The 18,621-nt window shown below is 64.7% G+C and carries 11 protein-coding genes, 4 tRNA genes and 1 riboswitch; of the genes, 7 read left to right on the forward strand and 8 right to left on the reverse strand.

Going from position 1 to position 18,621, the window contains the following annotated elements:
* Positions 1-132: 132 nt before the first annotated feature.
* On the forward strand, positions 133-612 hold the full coding sequence (locus FYJ68_RS08350; protein ID WP_154435766.1) for an integrase core domain-containing protein: 480 nt from the start codon (positions 133-135) through the stop codon (positions 610-612).
* Between the two features lie 453 nt (positions 613-1,065).
* On the opposite strand, the gene FYJ68_RS08355 is transcribed toward FYJ68_RS08350, so the two are convergent.
* The 3 genes from FYJ68_RS08355 to FYJ68_RS08365 form a co-directional block, all read right to left on the reverse strand.
* Positions 1,066-1,142, reverse strand: a tRNA-Glu gene (locus tag FYJ68_RS08355).
* A gap of 18 nt (positions 1,143-1,160) precedes the next feature.
* Positions 1,161-1,234 (reverse strand) — tRNA-Gln (locus FYJ68_RS08360).
* Between the two features lie 82 nt (positions 1,235-1,316).
* Complete coding sequence (locus tag FYJ68_RS08365; RefSeq protein ID WP_154435767.1) at positions 1,317-2,756, reverse strand: hypothetical protein; 1,440 nt, start codon at positions 2,754-2,756, stop codon at positions 1,317-1,319.
* 173 nt (positions 2,757-2,929) lie between these two features.
* On the opposite strand from FYJ68_RS08365, the gene FYJ68_RS08370 reads away from it, so the two are divergent.
* On the forward strand, positions 2,930-4,201 hold the full coding sequence (locus FYJ68_RS08370; RefSeq protein ID WP_154435768.1) for a lysylphosphatidylglycerol synthase transmembrane domain-containing protein: 1,272 nt from the start codon (positions 2,930-2,932) through the stop codon (positions 4,199-4,201).
* Between the two features lie 55 nt (positions 4,202-4,256).
* On the opposite strand, the gene sdaAA is transcribed toward FYJ68_RS08370, so the two are convergent.
* Positions 4,257-5,822 (reverse strand): L-serine ammonia-lyase, iron-sulfur-dependent, subunit alpha, encoded by a 1,566-nt coding sequence (sdaAA, locus tag FYJ68_RS08375; RefSeq protein WP_154435769.1) that lies wholly within the window; start codon positions 5,820-5,822, stop codon positions 4,257-4,259.
* A gap of 178 nt (positions 5,823-6,000) precedes the next feature.
* Positions 6,001-6,210 carry a hypothetical protein gene (locus tag FYJ68_RS08380; protein ID WP_154435770.1) on the reverse strand — a complete coding sequence of 70 codons (210 nt, stop codon included), beginning with the start codon at positions 6,208-6,210 and terminating at the stop codon, positions 6,001-6,003.
* A gap of 256 nt (positions 6,211-6,466) precedes the next feature.
* On the opposite strand from FYJ68_RS08380, the gene FYJ68_RS08385 reads away from it, so the two are divergent.
* Positions 6,467-6,775 carry a pyroglutamyl-peptidase I family protein gene (locus tag FYJ68_RS08385; RefSeq protein ID WP_154435771.1) on the forward strand — a complete coding sequence of 103 codons (309 nt, stop codon included), beginning with the start codon at positions 6,467-6,469 and terminating at the stop codon, positions 6,773-6,775.
* A 1,491-nt stretch (positions 6,776-8,266) separates the two neighbouring features.
* Here FYJ68_RS08385 and gltX read toward each other — a convergent pair.
* The 3 genes from gltX to FYJ68_RS08400 form a co-directional block, all read right to left on the reverse strand.
* Positions 8,267-9,781 carry a glutamate--tRNA ligase gene (gene gltX, locus FYJ68_RS08390; RefSeq protein ID WP_154435772.1) on the reverse strand — a complete coding sequence of 505 codons (1,515 nt, stop codon included), beginning with the start codon at positions 9,779-9,781 and terminating at the stop codon, positions 8,267-8,269.
* Positions 9,782-9,866: 85 nt separating this feature from the next.
* Entirely contained in the window at positions 9,867-12,095 is a 2,229-nt protein-coding gene (locus FYJ68_RS08395; protein WP_154435896.1) for a YhgE/Pip domain-containing protein, read from the reverse strand.
* Position 12,096: 1 nt separating this feature from the next.
* Entirely contained in the window at positions 12,097-15,012 is a 2,916-nt protein-coding gene (locus FYJ68_RS08400; RefSeq protein WP_326832288.1) for a YhgE/Pip domain-containing protein, read from the reverse strand.
* Between the two features lie 185 nt (positions 15,013-15,197).
* On the opposite strand from FYJ68_RS08400, the gene FYJ68_RS08405 reads away from it, so the two are divergent.
* The 4 genes from FYJ68_RS08405 (at position 15,198) to FYJ68_RS08420 (ending at position 18,076) form a co-directional block, all read left to right on the forward strand.
* On the forward strand, positions 15,198-15,941 hold the full coding sequence (locus FYJ68_RS08405; RefSeq protein WP_326832289.1) for a TetR/AcrR family transcriptional regulator: 744 nt from the start codon (positions 15,198-15,200) through the stop codon (positions 15,939-15,941).
* A gap of 132 nt (positions 15,942-16,073) precedes the next feature.
* Positions 16,074-16,180, forward strand: a riboswitch (SAM riboswitch).
* Positions 16,181-16,272: 92 nt separating this feature from the next.
* Positions 16,273-17,526 (forward strand): methionine adenosyltransferase, encoded by a 1,254-nt coding sequence (metK, locus tag FYJ68_RS08410; RefSeq protein ID WP_154435775.1) that lies wholly within the window; start codon positions 16,273-16,275, stop codon positions 17,524-17,526.
* 62 nt (positions 17,527-17,588) lie between these two features.
* Positions 17,589-17,665 (forward strand) — tRNA-Pro (locus tag FYJ68_RS08415).
* Between the two features lie 337 nt (positions 17,666-18,002).
* A tRNA-Gly gene (locus FYJ68_RS08420) sits at positions 18,003-18,076 on the forward strand.
* Positions 18,077-18,621: the final 545 nt, after the last annotated feature.

The following is an 18,621-nucleotide window of genomic DNA, read 5'->3' on the forward strand; positions in this document are numbered from 1 at the left end:
GGACAGGGCCTCGCCGGCAGTGGTCGCCGATTCCGGCGCCCCGCGGTGACGGGACTGGCGAATGTACGTTGGTGCGGATGGGGGCGGTTCGCTGTCTAGTCTGGTGAAATCTATCTTGACTTCAACAACGCCCTGCGCCACGCCGACTCCGGGGCGGGCACCGCCTGCCTGCACGTGGCGGTCGACGACAGGAGCAGGGTGGCCTACGCCGAGCTGCTCGGCGACGAGCGCAAGGAGACCTGCGTCGCGTTCATGGGGCGCGCCCGGGACTTCTACCGGGGCCTCGGCGTCGAGGTCGAGCGCGTGATGACCGACAACGGGCCGGGGTACCGCTCTCGGCTGTTCAACGAGTGGCTCGCGGCGTCCGGCATCGCGCACAGGTACACCAGGCCCTACAGCCCCTGGCAGAACGGGAAGGTGGAGCGAATGAACAGGACGCTCGCGCAGGAGTGGCAGTACGCGCGCGCCTACGCGAGCGAGGGGGAGAGGGCTGCCGCCCTCTCCCCCTTCATCGACCGCTACAATTGGGAGAGGCCCCACAGCGCCTGCGGCGGCCTCCCGCCGATGTCACGCATCGTCGGTGTAAACAACGTCATGGCACACAACACTTAGCGCCCCTAGGCCTCGTGCGCATTTTCGCCGCGCACTTCACATGAGGACTAGGAGGATTAAGCATTTGGCGCTGAAATCCCCACGGGGGCTAGCGACGCTAAGCATCAGGTTCCAAAAACCGCATGAGGGCTAGCGGGGTTAAGCATTGCACCGCGGAATCCATGCGAGAAAGAGTGCTCGCCCTCGTCTCATGTTGATGGGGTGCCCCTCGGTAGTCGAAACCTTGCCCCGTGGGATCTCTTCTTGGCTTCAGAAAGACTAGAAACTTAAGAAGAAGTGGAAGCGATGGAGCACAGGACAATCGATCGTCTCGGCTGGCTGCCCCGACGTGCATACGCGAAGACGGGGGAGAGGCACCTCTGCATGAGGGCTCCATACCGAAGCGTCTGGCGTAAGGTGCGTCTTCCAAGATGAAAAACGCACCCCCGAATCATCGGGAGTGCGCATCAAATTTGGTAGCCCGTAGCAGATTCGAACTGCTGATCTCCGCCTTGAGAGGGCGGCGTCCTAAACCGCTAGACGAACGGGCCAGTATGTGAAGGGCACCTTGGCTGGGACGGAGAGAGTCGAACTCCCGCTGACGGAACCAGAATCCGTTGTCCTACCACTAGACGACGTCCCAAGAGGTGTCTTCGCGTGCCTGAGCACGGGGCATGACTTTATCGGAAAAGTGCCGCCCATGCAACGAGAATTGGAAAAGCGCCCTAATTCACATTTCCTTCGCTTCTTGTCCCCGGTTCGTCCCCGCTCGTCTGCGCCTCCGCGCCGTCTTCCTCAACTGTCCCCTCGGACTGAGCGTGCGTTATATCCCAGGTGTCGAGCAGGAGGTCCCGGGGCACTGCTCCCACCTCCCAGATTTGCGCGATCGAGTCGAGGCAGTCCCTCTCACTCCCGTCCAGTCCATCGCGTGCGATGCGCACCAACTGAGAGACCAGGTCGGTGGCGTCCCTGCCGTACACCTCTGCATCCCAGCCGTCGCGGGCCAGGGCGCTCCGTGCCGACTCGACCGCCTCCGGCGTTGCGGCGCTCACGAGCACGCTTGCGAGCTCAAAAGCCTTGTCGTCGCAGAACAGCCCCTTTGCAAGCGCGGCGTACCCGAGGGCGAGACGCGCCGGCAGGGAGTCGGCACACCGAAGGACGAGCCTCCCGTCCAGGCCCACCTCGGGGCACAGAGCCTTGAGGAGCTGATCGACCTGCTCCTGGGAGAGCTCGTGGCGCATCATTACGGCGCTCAGGGGCTGTTCGCCGCTGGGGAGGTCGTGCCCGTCCGGCCCCATGTACCACGCGGGTGCCTGGCGCTCCAGCCAGGCGACGTACGCGCGGTACCCAAAGGAAGGGCCAAACGCCTCGGGCAGGGGAGAGGTGAGGGCGGGTGCCGCCTGGGACCAGAGCGACCGCCTGAGCATGCGTCCGCAGTCGTGCGGGTCCTCACCGCGGAAGTGGAGGACGTTGTCCGTGAGGAACGAGAGGACAGGGGAGAGGGCCGTGGCCACGCGGTAGGACTCCGCCGCCTCGCGCTGACCGCCATAGTCGACGCAAATGACGGTCTCGGCGGTGGCTCGCATGGCGTCGCGTACCTTTTCGCCGTGACGGGACAGGTGGGCCTCGGTGAGGGTATTGCGCGCAAGCGGGACGAGCGGCAGGTCGGAGGGGGCCTCCACCGTGGGGTTGTAGCCCTGTGCGACGAGGTCGATGTCGCGTCCGACCTCCCGAGACGCCAGGTGTACCCTCCGCTCGAGTACTGCGAGCGCCTCACCCAGCGTGCCTACGTCGTGAGCCGGGCCAACGGTGGTGACGAGCTGGCCGGCCGGGCCGACCCCAACCGCCGCGTTCACGAACGTCTCGCCGATGGGAACCTCCCCCGATGTCGACGTCAGGCCCTTCGCGCCGTCGGCCCCCTCGTCACCCAGGAGTCTCCCCGTCGCGGCGACCAGGGCACCCACGCCCCTCTCGCCCCCAAACGGCACGGTCGTGCCCTCCTGCCGGTCGACCACGAAGCGCCCTAGGGAGAGAAGCAGGCAGCGGCTCTCGTCGCCTCTTCCACCGGCATGCTCTCCTCCCGTCAGGATGGCAAGGAGCCGGTCGTGGTTCCTCCGCTGCCTCGCGAGGTCCGCCGCGGAGGGAAGGCTCGTGGAATCCTGCATGGTGCGCACTCCTTCGACGAGATGCGGCGGGTGACCCCGCCGCCGACAACGTCCTTTTGTGATGTAGGTTAGTATGCCCCTTTGGACCCTTGAGAAATTTTGGGCATACTCCATAGATGCTAATCAACGCCTGGCCGCGTCACCCTCGGCCTCGCAGGTGCGAACGGAGACTGATGTCAGCGGATTCCACGGGACGGGAGGGGGACTCCCCCAAGGTCAGGGCCAAGGTCTCTGCCCCCCGTCCGAAGGTTACGGGGGGCGGCAGCCCAGAGTCTGAGGACAGCAAGGCGGATGCCAGGAAGGGTGCCCTCTTCCTGGCGGTGGTGGTCGGCATCTACGTAGCCTACCTCCTGGTCACCGGCCAGATGGGGCAGTTTCTGGACGCGCTCTCCAAGGTCGACCGAGGCTGGGTCGGCGGAGCCTGCGTCATGTTCCTGCTCTACTTCGTGTTCGGCGTCCTCGCCTACGTTATCGCCGTCTACCTTGACCCCGAGTCCCCCGTGGGTGTGCGCGATCTCATGAGCGTCGAGGCGTCTGGCGTCTTCTTTGGCAACCTCACGCCCATGATGGCGGGGGCGGTGCCAGCGCAGATCTACCGCCTGACCCGCACGGGGCAGGACGTGGGCGAGGCGTCGGCGACCCAGTTCACGCGCTTCATCATGTTCCAGTTTGGCGTGGTGCTCTTCGCTGCGATCATGCTGGCGTCCAAGCTGTCGTACTTCTTCCAGGCGTACGGTGACATCATCATCCTCAACCTGATCGTCTTTGCCGTCCACTTCCTCGAGCTTGCCGGGCTCTTCGTGATCTGCCTGTGCCCTAAGCTCGTGATGCGTGTGGGCAACTGGGCGATCCGCTTTGCAACCCGCCACCACTGGCTCAAGGACCCCAGCAAGTACGACGACCTGGTCAACCGCCAGGTCATGGAGTTCTCCCGCGCCTTCAAGCGGGCTGCGAGGGACCTGCCCTCCATGGGGCTCACGCTGCTCGTGACCATGGCGCAGCTGTTCTGCCTGTATGCAATCCCCTGGTTCGTCCTCAACGCCTTTGGCATCAGGGCCGACTTCGTGGAGTGCCTGGCAGCAGGGTCGATGGTGCAAATGGTCTCGTCCGCAGTTCCCCTCCCCGGCGGAACTGGCGGCGCCGAGGGTGGCTTCTACCTGTTCTACGGCCACATGTTTGGCGGCAGCATCAGTGCGGGCTTCCTGGTGTGGCGAATCATCACGTTCTTTGGCCCCACGCTCCTGGCCGCCCCGCTCCTTGGCCTGCGCTCCAACTCGTCGCAGAGCATCTACTACCGCGTCCAACGTCTTCGCAATCGCATGGCGGGCGCGCTGCCGGGGAAGCGCGGCAAGAGTCACCGTGGCATCACGGTCAGGGTCAAGGGCAAGGTGCCCGCGTACAAGCCAAAGGCAAAGCCCAATGGCAAGGACGGCAACAAGGACTAGGGGAGAGAAGGGGCGAGCGGTTGTTGCCGTCGCCCCTCCCACTGGTCTTTGCTGACTACAGGCAGCGCCTGCACGCCGTGCAGGCAGAGGGTGTCGCAGCGAGGCCACCCAGGGCCGTCTCGCGCAGGCTCGCGGGCAGCGCCTGGCCCACCTGCTTCATGGCGGCGACCACCTCGTCAAAGGGAAGCGGGTCCAGAACGCCCGAAAGGGCGAGCTGGGACGAGACAAGCGCGTTTGCCACGCCGATGGCGTTCCTGTCCTGGCAGGGGTACTCCACGAGCCCCCGCACGGGGTCGCACACCAGCCCCAGCAGGTTGGCGATGGCAGTCGACGCGGCGGAGAGGCACTGCTCCGGGCTCCCACCCAACAGCTCCGTGACGGCGCTCGCTGCCATCGCCGACGCCGTCCCCACCTCGGCCTGGCAGCCGCCCTCAGCGCCTGCGACCGAGGCGTTTCCTGCTACGATGAGCCCCACCGCGCACGCGTTCCACAGCGCCTCGCACAGGGAGTCGTCGTCCGCCCCCGCGGACTCGCCTACCGACAGCACCGCCCCGGGGATGACGCCCGCAGAGCCTGCCGTCGGCGCCGCGACGATCACTCCCATGGTGGCGGAGCGCTCCAGGGTCGCCATCGCGTAGGCGACGGCGTGGGAGAGGGTCTCTCCCATCAGGCTTGCGCTTAGGCTCCTCGCCGATGACCACACCGATGCCGCCTGTCCTCCGATGAGGCCCCCGAGCGAGGGCTGCGGGTCGTGGATGGGGCTGGTCGCCTCGTCCCGCATTACGGAGAGCACGCGCGCCATCTGGGCATCCACGTCCTCCCCGTCGCACAGCTCGCACTCGCGCAGGCGCGTGACCCTGCCGATGCCAAGGCCTTCCCGGTCGCAGGCGTCAAGGAGCTCGGCGCCCGTGGAGAAGGACATGCGCAGGGTCGCGTCGGGCGAGACGCGCGAGGCGCCGGGGATGGCGACCGAGCAGGCGCCCTGGATGTTGGGGGCATGCGAGAGGAACTCGACGAGCTTGTGGTCGATGGGCTCGTCGAGCTCGAACACCGTGTAGGCGCGCCCGCCGGGAGCCTCGCGGAAGGTCCGCATCGTGGCGATGTTGGCCGAGGAGGCGGAGATCCCGCTAGTGAGCGCGGCAAGGACGCCCGGCTTGTCCTGGTGCGTCACGAACAGCGTGGGGTAGTCGCCCGTGATCTCCACGTGGACCCCGTCGATCGAGACGATCCTCACGCGGCCGCCGCCCAGCGACTCTCCTGCAACGCTGACCCTGCCCGTCTCGCCTTCCATCGTCACCGCCACGGTGTTGGGGTGCAGGGCGGGATCGTCTCCCATCTCCTCGAACGAGAACTCAAGGCCGCGCTCCCGTGCCAGGTCAAAGGAGTCGCGCACGCGCGTGTCGTCGGGGGCAAGCCCCAGGATGCCCGCCACGAGGGCGCGATCCGACCCATGGCCGCGGTAGGTGTGGCTGAACGAGTTGTAGAGGGAGAAGGTCACGCGCCTGAGGTCGCGGGGCCCAAGCGAGCGCGCAACGAGTGCGATTCTCAGCGCCCCCGCGGTATGGGAGGACGAGGGGCCAACCATGATGGGGCCAAGGATCTCGAAGGCGGATGTCTGCATGTGCTCTCCTCGCATGTGATGTGAGCTTGTGTTACAAACGTGTTTCCGACACACGATGATAGCCGTGACGGGGGAGCGCTCGCAGCGTATCGGCGAACGGGCGAGAACAGAGGCACCCCTCCGGGGCGTGGATGGCTCCGGAGGGGGTGCCTGGCAACGTCGAGCGGTGTTTGCGGGACTACGCCGTGAGGCTGGCGTCGACGAGGTGCGTGCGGTCGCCGGCGTCGTAGAACAGGCTCGCGACGCGATCGGACCCAACGTGACCGTGCGAGTAGTGCATGATCGGGATGATGGGGAGGTCCTTGCCGACCGTCTTGTTGATCTTGCGGTACTTGGCCTTGCGCTCGTCCTCGTCGGTCGTTGCGCGTGCCTCCGGTCGTCCCGGCACCGCTGTCGCTTGCGGAAGAGGAGCTCGTCTTCTTTCCGCACGCGGCGAGCGTCGCGAGCGCACCCGCGCGAGCCCTCCCTTGATGAACGAACGTCTGGTGACTCCGTTTGCCAAATGATGCCTCTCTGATGCTTCTCGCTTGTGGTGATTTCCCGTCTTGCTGGGTCGTCTTGCCGGTCCGCGTTGCAGTAAATATAGGTAACGTGAAAGCGAGCTGATTGATGTATTCATCACTTGGAAGTAGTCGTGCGAGAACATGCGTCACGACGCCCGCTTTGCGACGGTCCCGGTCAGGTGCATGGTCGCTCGCATTTGCGAGGGCGGCATTCCGGCGTCGGTCTCGTACACCGCGGGGACTTACGTGTGCAACGACATGCTCTACGAGGTCCTGGGTCACCTTGGCACGGGGGAGGGCCGGGCGCTGGGAGGCTTCGTCCATCTCCCCTACCTTCCCTCCCAGGTCATCGGCAAGGGACCATCAACACCCTCGATGTCGCTCGATGACATGGTCCGAGGTGTGACCCTTGGCCTCGAAGAGGTCGTGCGAGCGGTCGAAACACGCTGAGGACGCTGGTCGAGGCAGTGCCTCCTAGGGAATGTCGAGCTGGCCTTTGGCAGAACGTGTTTGTGCACTTGGTGACCGATTAAGTCTCGAATCACGGAAGAACCGCTCTCGCGTGAATGCGCACGGCGTGCCCTCTCGCAATGAGTGAGCCATCGGCATCCAGTTCTCCGGTCGCCCCGGCGACGACAACCACGGCAGGCCATTAGAGATCTGGGAATGAGACGGTTGGTTGCTCGACTGGAATAGCCGACTCATCTGTGTGAGCAGGGTTATTGCAACCCCCTTGCCCCATTTCACGCCGGGAAGAAACGTCACCGCCGCGGGTCGGTCCATTGCTACTCCCACGGGGTCATCCGATGCAAGATAATCCCGAAGTGAGTGCATACGTCGGGTTTTCACTGCCACGATAGGCCAGCGGCGCCACGTTTTCCAGCTGGGTCCCTCTGGCTTCGTGGCTCATGGCAGCGATAGCCGGATATGAGTGCTCACATCGGGAGTTTGCTGCCATCCGGACCCGATGTCTGGAGCGTTTGGATTACTAGTGCTCACCGTTTGCTGCCGGCAGGGGGGCGATGCGCTCGTGCGGACTGCCCGTCCGTGAGGGAGCGGGCGACGGTTGGTGCTGCGGTAGTGTGCCACCCGACAGAGCACCCGTGTGCTCCGCTCTCAGTCGTGGCCTGCCCCTGTCGCCAAAGTGCTCGGCAATGAGGGGGTCAAGTTGTGGACGGATGCCTTTCCCGAAGGCTTGTCCCTCTCCCTCCTTGACTCTTGAGTGCTTTTCTCTCATGTTGGCGCAGCGACCTTGTGCATGCCTGCTGATGGAAGACCCAAGAGGCTGCATGAGGGGTGACATGGATGCGTGCTTAGGAATCTGGGGCCTTGTGAGGGTTATTGCTGACACGCGCTTAAGGAATCTGGTGGGTGCACGGATTCTGGGGCGTATAACACGTCCGTGCCCCGTGGAGGCTAAGAATCTGGCATCGAAATCCGTGCGAACGCCGGCGGGGCTAAGCAGCGGATGGCGCCCAAGCACGCACGCGCCGGGATGGCTAAGCATGCCTTCCTGAATCCGCGCGGGTGGGGGGCGATGCTTAGCCTTCCTAGCTCCCATGCTGATTGTGGGGCGGGATGCTTAGCGTTGCTCGGACTCTTGCGGATTTTTGGGTCCAATGCTTAGGCGTGCTAGCGCTCGTGCGGGTTGGGAGGCGGAAATCGCGCATGAGGGCTAGGGATGTTAAGCAAACTGGGGCCCAATCCGAATGAGGGCTAGGGCGGTTAAGCACGTCGTGGCAGTAACACGCACATGCGCCGACTTATCGCACCTGGTCCCACCGCCCGTCGTATGTCAGAGCCAGGCGGAGCACCCCATCGGGCGAAGAGCGCGCCGTCCCTCTCCCCAGATCCCTTTGCAAGAAAGCCGGGGCGCCCCACCCGTTGGGGATGCCCCGGCACATTACGACCGCATGCCTCGGCGAGAGGCCCGCCTGCCTCCTATGCCTCCGCGGGAACCGCGAGCGGGGCAGCCGCCCTCAGGCGCGCGAGGGTCGTCTGCTTGCCCAGGAGCTGGAGCGACTCGCCCAGGGGAGGCGAGACCTGGTTGCCGCACTCCGCCACGCGCACGGCACCGTAGAATTTGCGCTTGTTGATGCCAAGTCCCTCAGGGAGAGGGTCGAGCGCGGCGTTGATCGAGTCGGCATCCCACTGCTCCTCGCCCAGGGCGGAGAGCGCGTCGGTCGCGGCGTCGAGAGCACCCGCCGCGTAGTCCTTGGCGAGGTTCTTCTTTACGGACTTCTCGTCGAAGGTCACGGAGTCGCCCTCATACAGGAAGCGGGCCTTGTCCACGACCTCGCGCGCGAAGGTGACGCGCGGCTTGAGGATGGAGCTCAGGAGGTCGAACCACTGTGGCCTGCGCTCGTAGGCGGCGTCGGCGGGACCCTCCTCGAGGCCGGCGGAGACAAGCTCGGGAACGAGCATGGTCCGGGAGAAGTCTGCGTCGGTCATCGCCTTGACGTACTCGCCCTGGATCCAGTCGAGCTTCTTGAAGTCGAAGGTCGCGGGGTTCTTGCTCACGTGGTCGAGCGAGAAGCGGCTCGCCAGGACGTCGCGCGGGATGATCGTGGTGTCGCCGTCGAGCGCCCAGCCCAGGAGTGCGAGGTAGTTGACGAAGGCGTCCGGGAGGTAACCCTGGTCGCGATACTCCTCCACGCTCGTGGCGCCGTGACGCTTGCTCAGCTTCTTGCCGTCGGGCCCAAGAATCATCGAGATGTGGGCGAAGGTGGGCACGGGTGCGCCCATGGCCTCGTACACCATGATCTGGCGCGGGGTGTTGGAGAGGTGGTCGTCTCCGCGGATCACGTGCGTGATGCCCATCAGGGCGTCGTCCACCACGGTGGCGAAGTTGTAGGTGGGGGTGCCGTCGGAGCGGAAGATGATGAAGTCGTCCAGCTCCTTGGCGTCAAAGGTCACGTCGCCATGAACCGCGTCGTGCACCACCACGTCGCCGCGGTCCAGGGGGACTTTGATGCGCAACGTGTAGGGTTCCCCGGCGGCGATGCGCGCCTTGGCCTCCTCGGGGTCGATGTCGCGGCACGTGCGCTGGTAGCCCTGGAAGGGGTCGTTGCGCTCCTGCGCCGCCTTCTTGTCTGCGGCGAGCTTCTCGGGCGTGCAGAAACAGGGGTAGGCACGGCCCTCGTCCCACAGGCGCTGGGCGACCTTCTTGTAAATGTCCATGCGGTCGGTCTGGCGGTATGGGCCATATGAGCCACCCACGTCGGGACCCTCGTCCCAGTCGAGTCCAAGCCACCTCATCGCGCGGAGGATCACCTGCGTGTTCTCCTCGGTGGAACGGGTGGGGTCCGTGTCGTCGATGCGCAGGATGAACGTGCCGTGGTTGGCGCGCGCGAACGCCCAGTTGTAGATTGCGGTCCTCGCGCCGCCCACGTGGAGCTTGCCGGTGGGGGAGGGCGCGAAGCGAACGCGCACGGGTCTGCTGTCAGTCAAAGCCATGTCTCCTTGTCCCTCGGTGCGCCTTGCCCCGCACCGCTTGCAAACAACCAAAAGAGTATAGACTCCCTTGCCATCCAGAGCCCGCCTACATGAGCTTGGTGGACTCCAGCTTCTCCTCGATCCAGTGGTTCAGGCGCACGACCGGCTTCCTGAGGAGCAGTCCCAGCAGTAGGGCGGGAAGGAGGAAGCAGGCGAGCTTGGCCATCTCGATGGCGTAGTCGTTGCCATAGATGCCAAACATCGCCGCGCGCATGGCGTTCTCGGAGTGGACGAACGGCAGCCAGGGGTACACGGACTGGAAGGCGTTGGGGAGCATCTGCATGGGGAAGGTGCCGCCCGAGCCCGCCACCTGGATCACCATCAGCACGACCGCGATGGCCTTGCCCACGTCCCCAAACGAGTAGGTGAGGGCATAGATAATGTTGATGAACACGGTCGAGGCGAGCGTCCCCGTGAGCAGGAACAGGATGGGGTGCTCGCACTGGATTCCCAGGAAGAAGAGGTCGCCGAGAAGGGCCACGAGCGTCTGCATGAAGCCGATGGCCAGGAAGAACACCAGCCGGCCAAAGTAGGCGTGGCGCGGCTTGGCCCCCGTCTCCCACATGGCGCGCTCGGAGGGCTCGCATCTCACGAGGGCAGCGAGGACGACCCCGCCCACCCAGAGGCAGAGCGTTGTGTAGAAGGGAGCCATGGCGGAGCCGTTGTTCTCGACCGGAAAGACCGCGGTGCGTTCGACCTGCACGGGAGACGAGATGAACGCCGCGAGCGCGGAGGGGTCGGCGGAGAGGATCGCGCGCAGCGTGTCGAGGTTGCCCGACGCCAGGGCGGCAGAGATCCTCGCCCTGAGGTCGTCGAGCTTGTCGGCGCCCTCCCTGAGCTTGGCGGAGGCGGAGTCGAGTGAGTCCTGTGCCCCCTGGAGGCTCTTGTCGGCGTTGGTGGTCGCGGTGGAGAGGCTCGACACGGCATCCTTGAGCTCGCCCGAGACCTGGTCGGCGGTCGAGGCGGCGTCGTCGATGGAGGAGGCGAGCGTGCCGAGCGATCCCTTGAGGTCGCCCTCGTAGCTGTCGCTCACCTTGGAGACCGCGGACTTGCCGTCCGCCGCCAGGGCCTTGAGCTTGGTGCGGGCCTCCTCGGCGTCGCCCTTGTACGTGGAGAGGTCGTCCCTCGTCTGCTGGATGGAGTCCGAGAGCGCCTGGAGCCTCTGGATGGCATCCTCCACGTCCGACTTGAGGCCGTCGATCTGCAGGATGTACTCGTCGGTGCGCTCGTATGCGACCGACCCTGCCTCCTGCCGGTCGTGCAGGGTCCTGATGATCTGGTCCTGGCTGTTGATCTGGTCGTCCAGCGCCTGGAGCTCTGCTCGCTTGCCGTCTACGACGTCCTTGACCTGCCCCAGGCGGCCCGAGAGGGCGTCGCTCTTGGAACCTGCGGTGTCGAAGGCGTCGTCGAGCGCTGACTCCACGTCGTCAAAGCTCGAGGAGGACTTCTGGAGCGTCGAGTTGACCGCGTCGGTGGCGCCGTTGATGCCGCTGTCGAGGTCGCGGACCCCGGAGGCGGTCTGCCTCAGCGTGCCGCCCGCGTCGAGGACGCTCTGCAGGGACTGGTCGGCGACCCCCGTCGCGCTCGACGAGATGGAGCGCATGGACCCCACGAGTGAGGAGTAGGTGTCGAGCGTCGAGGCGGCGTCGCGCATGGAGCCGGAGCTCCTCTCCGCCGCCTCGCCCAGCTTCGAGGCGAGCGCCTGGAACTCCGCGTCGTTGAGGTAGTCCCCAAACTGCGACAGCGTCGCCGCACCCACTTCGGTCACGGTGGCGGAGAAGGTCTCGTCGATCGTCTCCTTCACCGCGGTCGACGCCTTGCTGGTGACGATCGAGGCGATGGCGTTGCGCTTTGCGTTGTTGTAGTAGATGACCTCGGGCTTCTCGGAATCGTCCGTGAGGACGGTGAGCATCTTCCGGCTGAAGTCCTTGGGGATCACGATCGCCGCGTAGTACTTGCCGCTCTTGACTCCCTCGACGGCGTCCTCCTCGTCGGTGACGACGTAGCCAACCTTCTCGCTCGCGCTGAGCTCGGTGACCGTTCGCTCGCCAATGTTGATCTGGACGGGGAGGAGGCTGCTCTTGTATCCCTCGTCGCTGTTGGCGAGTGCCACCTTGAGGTTGGCGGTGTTCCCGTAGGGGTCCCAGCTGCCGGCGATGTTGAACCAGGCATAGAACGAGGGGATGACGACCATGCCGATGCACACCACGAGGGCGATGACGTTGTGGGTGACGTGGTCAAAGTCGCGCTTTGCGAGCCTGAGGAAGGGTCCCATGCTACTCACCGTCCCTCTCGTCGCGGTCGTCCGTCTGGGTCTCTCCGCCCGCCGTACCGCTTGCAGCGTCCCCTTCGTCGTTCGGTCGGGGCATGGGAACAGTCTTCCCGTCGTCTTCCTCCGGGCGGGACCCGTTGGGACGTGTGACGCCATGGCTCCGGCGGAGTCGGTCCGCCCCATGCCACTCGCCGACTGCACGTGCGCGTTTCCTGAGAGCGATCGTTCGCTTTAGGTGCGTGCGGCCCGCCCTTAGGTCCGCGAGGGTGCCCAGGGGGCCGGAGGGTGCGGCGCCGTCCTCGCTGCGGTAGTCCAGGACCATCTTCTCGATGGGGGCGAACGCGAAGAACTCGCCCCTCAGGGACTCGTCGAGCATGCCGTAGAGCTCCTCCCGCGACATGTCGGCGAGGGAGGTCTTCTCGACCACGCGGTAGTGGAAGTACTCCACCACGATCAGGAAGGTGCAGATGGCGACGAGGGAGACGATCCACAGCACCAGGAAGGTCATCTTGGCGTCGAGGAGGAACAGCATCAGCAGCAGAATGCCCGACACCACGAACAGCGAGAGGATGCCACGCCTCACGAGCAGGGGGTACATGAGCTCGAAGCGTGCGGTCCTCTCCTGGAAGATGCGCTTGTAGTCCTTGGAGTCCATGAGGGCCTTAACAATGGTCGTGAGCTTGAAGTGTGCCTCGTCCATGCCAACGCGCTCGCCGATCATGAGGTCGGTCTGCGTGAGCCGCTTGTCGAAGAGCGAGTTGATGTTGAGCAGGTGCCTGCGCGCCCCAAGTCCGATGAGCAGGGCGGGGATCACGAACACCAGGAGCCGGAGGATGTTGAGGGCGTAGTAGCCGTCGTAGAAGCCGCCTATGGTCTCCCTCATGGCGTCGATGCCGTAGGTGAAGGGCAGCCAGGGGTACAGGGCCTGGAAGAAGTCGGGCATCATCTGGATGGGGTAGGTGCCGCTTGAGCCGGGGATCTGCACGATGATGAGCACGACGGCGATCGCCTTGCCGATGTGCTTGAAGGCGATCGAGAGCGCGTACACTATGTTGACGTACACGAACGACTCCACCAGCCCTGCGATCACGAAGAGGGCGGGGGAGACGCACTGTATCCCCAGCGCCAGGTCGCCCACGCAACAGATGAGGGCCTGCACCTGGCCCAGGGCGTTGAGCAGGAGCCAGCGGCCTAGGTAGCCCTGCCATGGCTTGAAGTCGCCGACTCCCTCGTCGTCGACCTCGAGCTTGTAGATCGCCACCAAGACGAATCCGCCAACCCAGAGGGCCAGGTTGGTGTAGAAGGGCGTCACGCCCGAGCCGTAGTTGCTCACCGAGAACACGTCGCGCTCGGTGAGCGTGGCGGGCGACGACATGAAGTCGGAGACCTTCTCGGTGCTCACGTCGCTCACGCTCTGGAGCTGCTGCCACGCGGCGGCGCCCCTGATTGCCCCGACGTCCGTGGCGAGGTCGCCCAGGGTGCCGTTTGCCTGGTCCACGACCGACTTGGTCTGCGCCAGGGCGCCGTCTGCCTTGTCGAGCGCCGCGTCGAGCTGCGCGAGCGTGCCGTCCGCCTGCGAGATCAGGGGGGAGAGGCCCGCCGTGGTCCCAGCGAGGGAGTATCCCACCTGGGAGAAGGAGTCGAGGGCGGAGGAGAGCTTGGGCATGGTCGAGCCGGAGAGCTCGCTCCCCACGTCGTTGAGGGACTGGATGGAGGTCGAGACGGACCCGTTGAGCCCCTGCGCCAGCGACGCCACATCCTGCGCGTCGTTCGCCGCGGCGTCAGACATCGCCTGGAGCTGGTCGAGGCGCTGCTCCAGGTCCTGGGAGATACCGCCGAGGACGGTGATCTGCGTTCCGATGCTGGAGGTCGCCTGGTCGCGAAGCTGGATGCTCTCGGCATCGGTGAGCTGCAGGGTCAGGAGCGAGTCACGGACGTGGGTGAGCGTGGCGCTGTAGCCCCTGGTCTGGGCCAGGTAGCTCTTGAGGGAGGCGATGTCGCCGTCGAGCGTGCCCGAGGCCCCGCTCACGCGGCCGGAGAATGTCCCCAGGTCGCTGCTGGCCTGCGAGGAGAGCGAGCCGAGGGTCGACGTCCCCGAGGTGAGCCCGGAGCTCAGCTGCGAATAGAGGTCGCTCGCCTTCTTCCTGACGCCCGAGAGCGAGTCGAGGGAGTCGGAGAGGCCCTGCCCCGCGCTCGCGCTCTTGGTCGAGAGGTCCGAGAGGGTCGTCCGGGTGGTGCCCACGATGCCGCGTGCGTCGGAGACGGAGCCCGAGGCGTCGGAGATCTCCTGCGAGAGCTGGGCGAGAAACTCTTGGGCACCCTGGATGTCCGAGAGCGCCGATGCGGATGCGTCGCTGCCGTCTTGGAGGACGCCCGAGGCGGTGACCTTGAGCTTGTCCGTGACGACGTTTGCCACGGTCTTGAGGAAGGTGCTGTTGATCTGGCTCTCGAGCGTCGAGGCCCCCGTGTCGGTGACCTTGGGCGAGACGGCATTGACCTTCTCGTTGACGTAGTAGGCGATGTGCCCCTTGTCCACGTTGCCCTGGAGCACGTCCGAGAGGGACGAGGTGAAGTCGCTGGGAATCACGAAAGTGGCGTAGTACTTGCCCTCCCTCACACCCTCCATCCCTTCGGACTTGTCGACGAACGTCCAGTCCAGCTGAGTGTTCTTCTTGAGCTCCGCCACGATCATGTCGCCAGCGTTGACGGTGCCCATGCCCTCGACCTGGGCGCCCCGGTCCTCGTTGACCACCGCCACAGCCATGCCGCTGGTGTTCTTGTAGGGATCCCAGTTGGCCTCGATGTTGAACCAGGCGTATAGCGAGGGGATGATGCAGACGCCCAGCGTCACGATGATGGCGACGGGGTTTCTGAGGAGCCTCTTAAGGTCCCTTTTGAAAATGGAAAAGACTTTGCGCACCTGTTCTCCTTTGGTGGTACAAGTCAGATTGTTTCCGCAGATAAACGGGAGCCAATTTTACCTGATTCAAAAAAGTACGATTCGATTTGAAAAAAGCTCACATTCTTGAACTAGTATGTGCCATGTTCCGCAAATTGCGCACGAGGCAGACAATTTGCCTCGCGCGGTTTCCCGGGGAGTCGTCCGTGCCGATCATCAACGAGAGCACCGCAACCGAAGTCGCGAACGCCGCGCGCGCCATGCGCAACGTGGCGAAGGACGTTGCCGTCGAGCAGGTCAAGAAGCGCAAGACCCGCCTGAGGTCCTCGTCCAAGACGCGCAAGAGCGTTGCCACCAGGGAGAGGATCATGACCGCGACGAGCGAGCTCATGGTCGAGCGCGGCAACACCGACTTCCAGATGAGCGAGGTCTCGGCTCGATGCCACATGTCGAAGGGCGCCCTCTATTACTACTTCGCCGACAAGGACGAGCTGATTCAGGCGATCTTCGCCTCGTCGAGCGAGGACCTGGTCGCTGCGATCGAGCGCGCGGTGTCAGAGGCGCCAACCGCTCGCGAGGCGCTGGCAAATGTGGGCACGGAGCTGGTCAGGCGCCTGGGCGGCGGGAGTCCCCTCTCACTCGCCCTCGCCAGGGAGGTGGGCGTGAGCAAGGGCTCGGTCCTGCCCGTGGTGAGCGACAACTTCGCGCGGACCATCCGAATCATCGCCGCCCAGCTCGAGCGCGCGAAGACCGAGGGCGTGGTGCGCCCGGACGTCGACAGCCAGCTTGCCGCCATGTTCATGGCGGGCGGCTTCATGGTCTCGTCCCTCGCAGCGGTGCCCTCGCAGGACGCACGCACGGACTGCGGTACCTTCGCCCATGCCCTGATGGACCTTTCCATTAGGGGCGTTGGGGTGGGGGAGACTTGCCCTGCCGCCTCCGAGGGCTAGCCTTCGTCGCGCAGGTCAAAAGAAAAGCATGTGCGTAGCGGCTCGTTCTCCAATCCTTACGGTCCGCATTCAAAATCGTTGTTTACACGCGGGGGACAATGGAATAGGGTATTCCTTGCTCGTCAAGAGGCGTCCCAGTGACGCAAAGGGTGGAGGGACCGAGCCCGGTGAAGCCCCGGCAACCAGCAGCGATGCATGGTGCCAATTCTCGGCAGGCCGCAAGGCTTGGAAGACGGGGGAGCTAGAGTGCAGTCACGAAGGTCCCCTTAGGCAGGGGGCTTTTTTTATCCCCCGGTAACGTGGCGCTCAGCGCCGGGAAGGTACGTGCAACATGGCACACAAGAACTACCTCTTCACCTCCGAGTCGGTGACGGAGGGGCATCCCGACAAGATGTGCGACCAGATCTCCGATGCGATCCTCGACGCCATCCTCTCCAAGGAGGCGGCGCTCCAGAGGGAGGGCTACGTTGGCCCCGACGGCATGGCGGCCAACGTCGACAACGTCCGCACCGCAATCGAGACCTTCACCACCACGGGTACCGTCGTGGTCATGGGCGAGGTCCGCACCGAGGCGTACGTGGACGTGCAGCAGATCGTCCGCGACACGGTCGCAAAGATCGGCTACACCCGCGCAAAGTACGGCTTTGACGCCGAGACCTGCGGCGTCATGAACCTGATTCACGGTCAGTCGCCCGACATCGCCCAGGGTGTCGACGGCACCTTCGCGCGTGCCAACGACGAGGACGAGGTCGACAAGATCGGTGCCGGTGACCAGGGCATGATGTTTGGCTACGCATCGGACGAGACGGATGTCCTCATGCCCATGCCAATCTATCTCGCGCAGCGCCTTGCCCTGAGGCTCGCCGAGGTCCGCAAGCTCGGGACCCTTGCCTACCTGCGCCCGGATGGAAAGACCCAGGTGACGGTCCGCTACGAGGACGACAGGCCGGTGGAGGTCACTGCCATCGTCGTCTCGACCCAGCACGCCGAGGACGTGGAGCTCTCCAAGATTCGCGAGGACGTCATCAATCAGGTTATCCGTCCCGTCCTCGATGAGGTGGGCATCAAGTGGGACGACGCTACCATCTACGTCAACCCCACCGGTCGCTTTGTGGTTGGCGGCCCCATGGGCGACACTGGCCTCACCGGCCGAAAGATCATCGTCGACACCTACGGCGGCATGGGCCGCCACGGCGGCGGCGCGTTCTCGGGCAAGGACCCCACCAAGGTCGACCGCTCTGCCGCGTATGCCGCGCGCTGGGTCGCCAAGAACGTGGTCGCGGCTGGCTTGGCCCACAAGTGCGAGGTCGAGCTTGCCTACGCCATCGGCGTCACCAAGCCCCTGTCCGTCATGATCGACACCTTTGACACCTCCACGGTGGACGAGGAGGTCATCACCAAGGCGGTCGAGAGAGTCTTCGACCTCCGCCCCGGCGCCATCATCCGTGACCTCAGGCTCCGTCGCCCCATCTACGAGAAGACGGCAGCCTACGGCCACTTCGGCCGCAAGGACCCGGAGTTCACGTGGGAGCGCACCGACCGCGTCGACGAGCTGAAGGCCGCCGTCGCGGAGCTATCCCGCTAGTGTGACCGCGGAGTGCGTGCGTTGCCCCCTCGCCGTGGCTGACGTATAATCGCTACTCCATTCGGGGCGTGGCGCAGCTTGGTAGCGCATCTGCTTTGGGAGCAGAGGGTCGCTGGTTCGAATCCAGTCGCCCCGACCAGAGGAATCGAGGCCACCCATGCCAAGTGGGTGGCCTTTTTATATGCTTGGGCAGCCAGTAGTCACCTGACGTCCCAAGCGGGCCCGACAGAAGCGCGCAAGGCTTCCGACCAGGTGACGTCCAACCGAGAGCGGGACGGCGTGAGTTCTCCCCCTTTGGGTCCAGAATGAATGGAGCGCTGCCATTGGTCGCGCATGAGGCCCTCGGACAGGTGAAGAATGTGTGTATCCTCGCTGGGGTCGCGTGGGCGCCCGCCCATCCTAGGTACGCTTACAAAGCTTCGTGACGGGAGCGACTCTCCGTCGCGTCAGCCGCCGACGGCGTCGGCGCACATACTGCGGGCGTAGTCCAATGGTAGGGCCTCAGCCTTCCAAGCTGAAGACGCGGGTTCGATTCCCGTCACCCGCTCCAGGTATGTAGGGGAGAGATGCGCGCGCATCTCTCCTTTTTTCTTGTCGTATTCATCTTGGGACGGCCCTTGCTGCGGGGCGCCAGGGGATCCTGAGCCTGAGCAGGTTGTGGCTCCGTTGCATGCGAGCGTCTGGGCAGGTGCCTGTCTGGCGCTGGGTCTTGTCGTGGGCGCCTCGCCCCTGGGGAACGGTAGCGCGCTTGGGTTTTGCCTCTGGGTGCTTAGGCTCCCTAGCCCTCTTGGGGTTTGGGGCCTCGCCTGCTTAGCGGCGCTAGGCCTCATGGGGATTCGCGGCGAAAAACTCGCACGAGGGCTAGCGGTGCTAAGCATCACGAACCGGAATCGACACGAGGCTTAGCGCGGCTAAGCAGGCGGGTCCATAGGGTACTTTGGGATAGCTGAATACAAGACTTCGGTGTACGGTTATAAAAGAATGGCAAGCGGTACCTATCAATATTTGTGTATTTCCGTATGAGAAACAAACCAAAGCCGTTGGACTTTCTGGCGTATTAATTTGTTGGCAATATTCCATGGTGCGGCGCGTGTT

The organism is Olsenella porci, assembly GCF_009695875.1.
Classification (GTDB): Bacteria; Actinomycetota; Coriobacteriia; order Coriobacteriales; family Atopobiaceae; genus Olsenella_H; species Olsenella_H porci.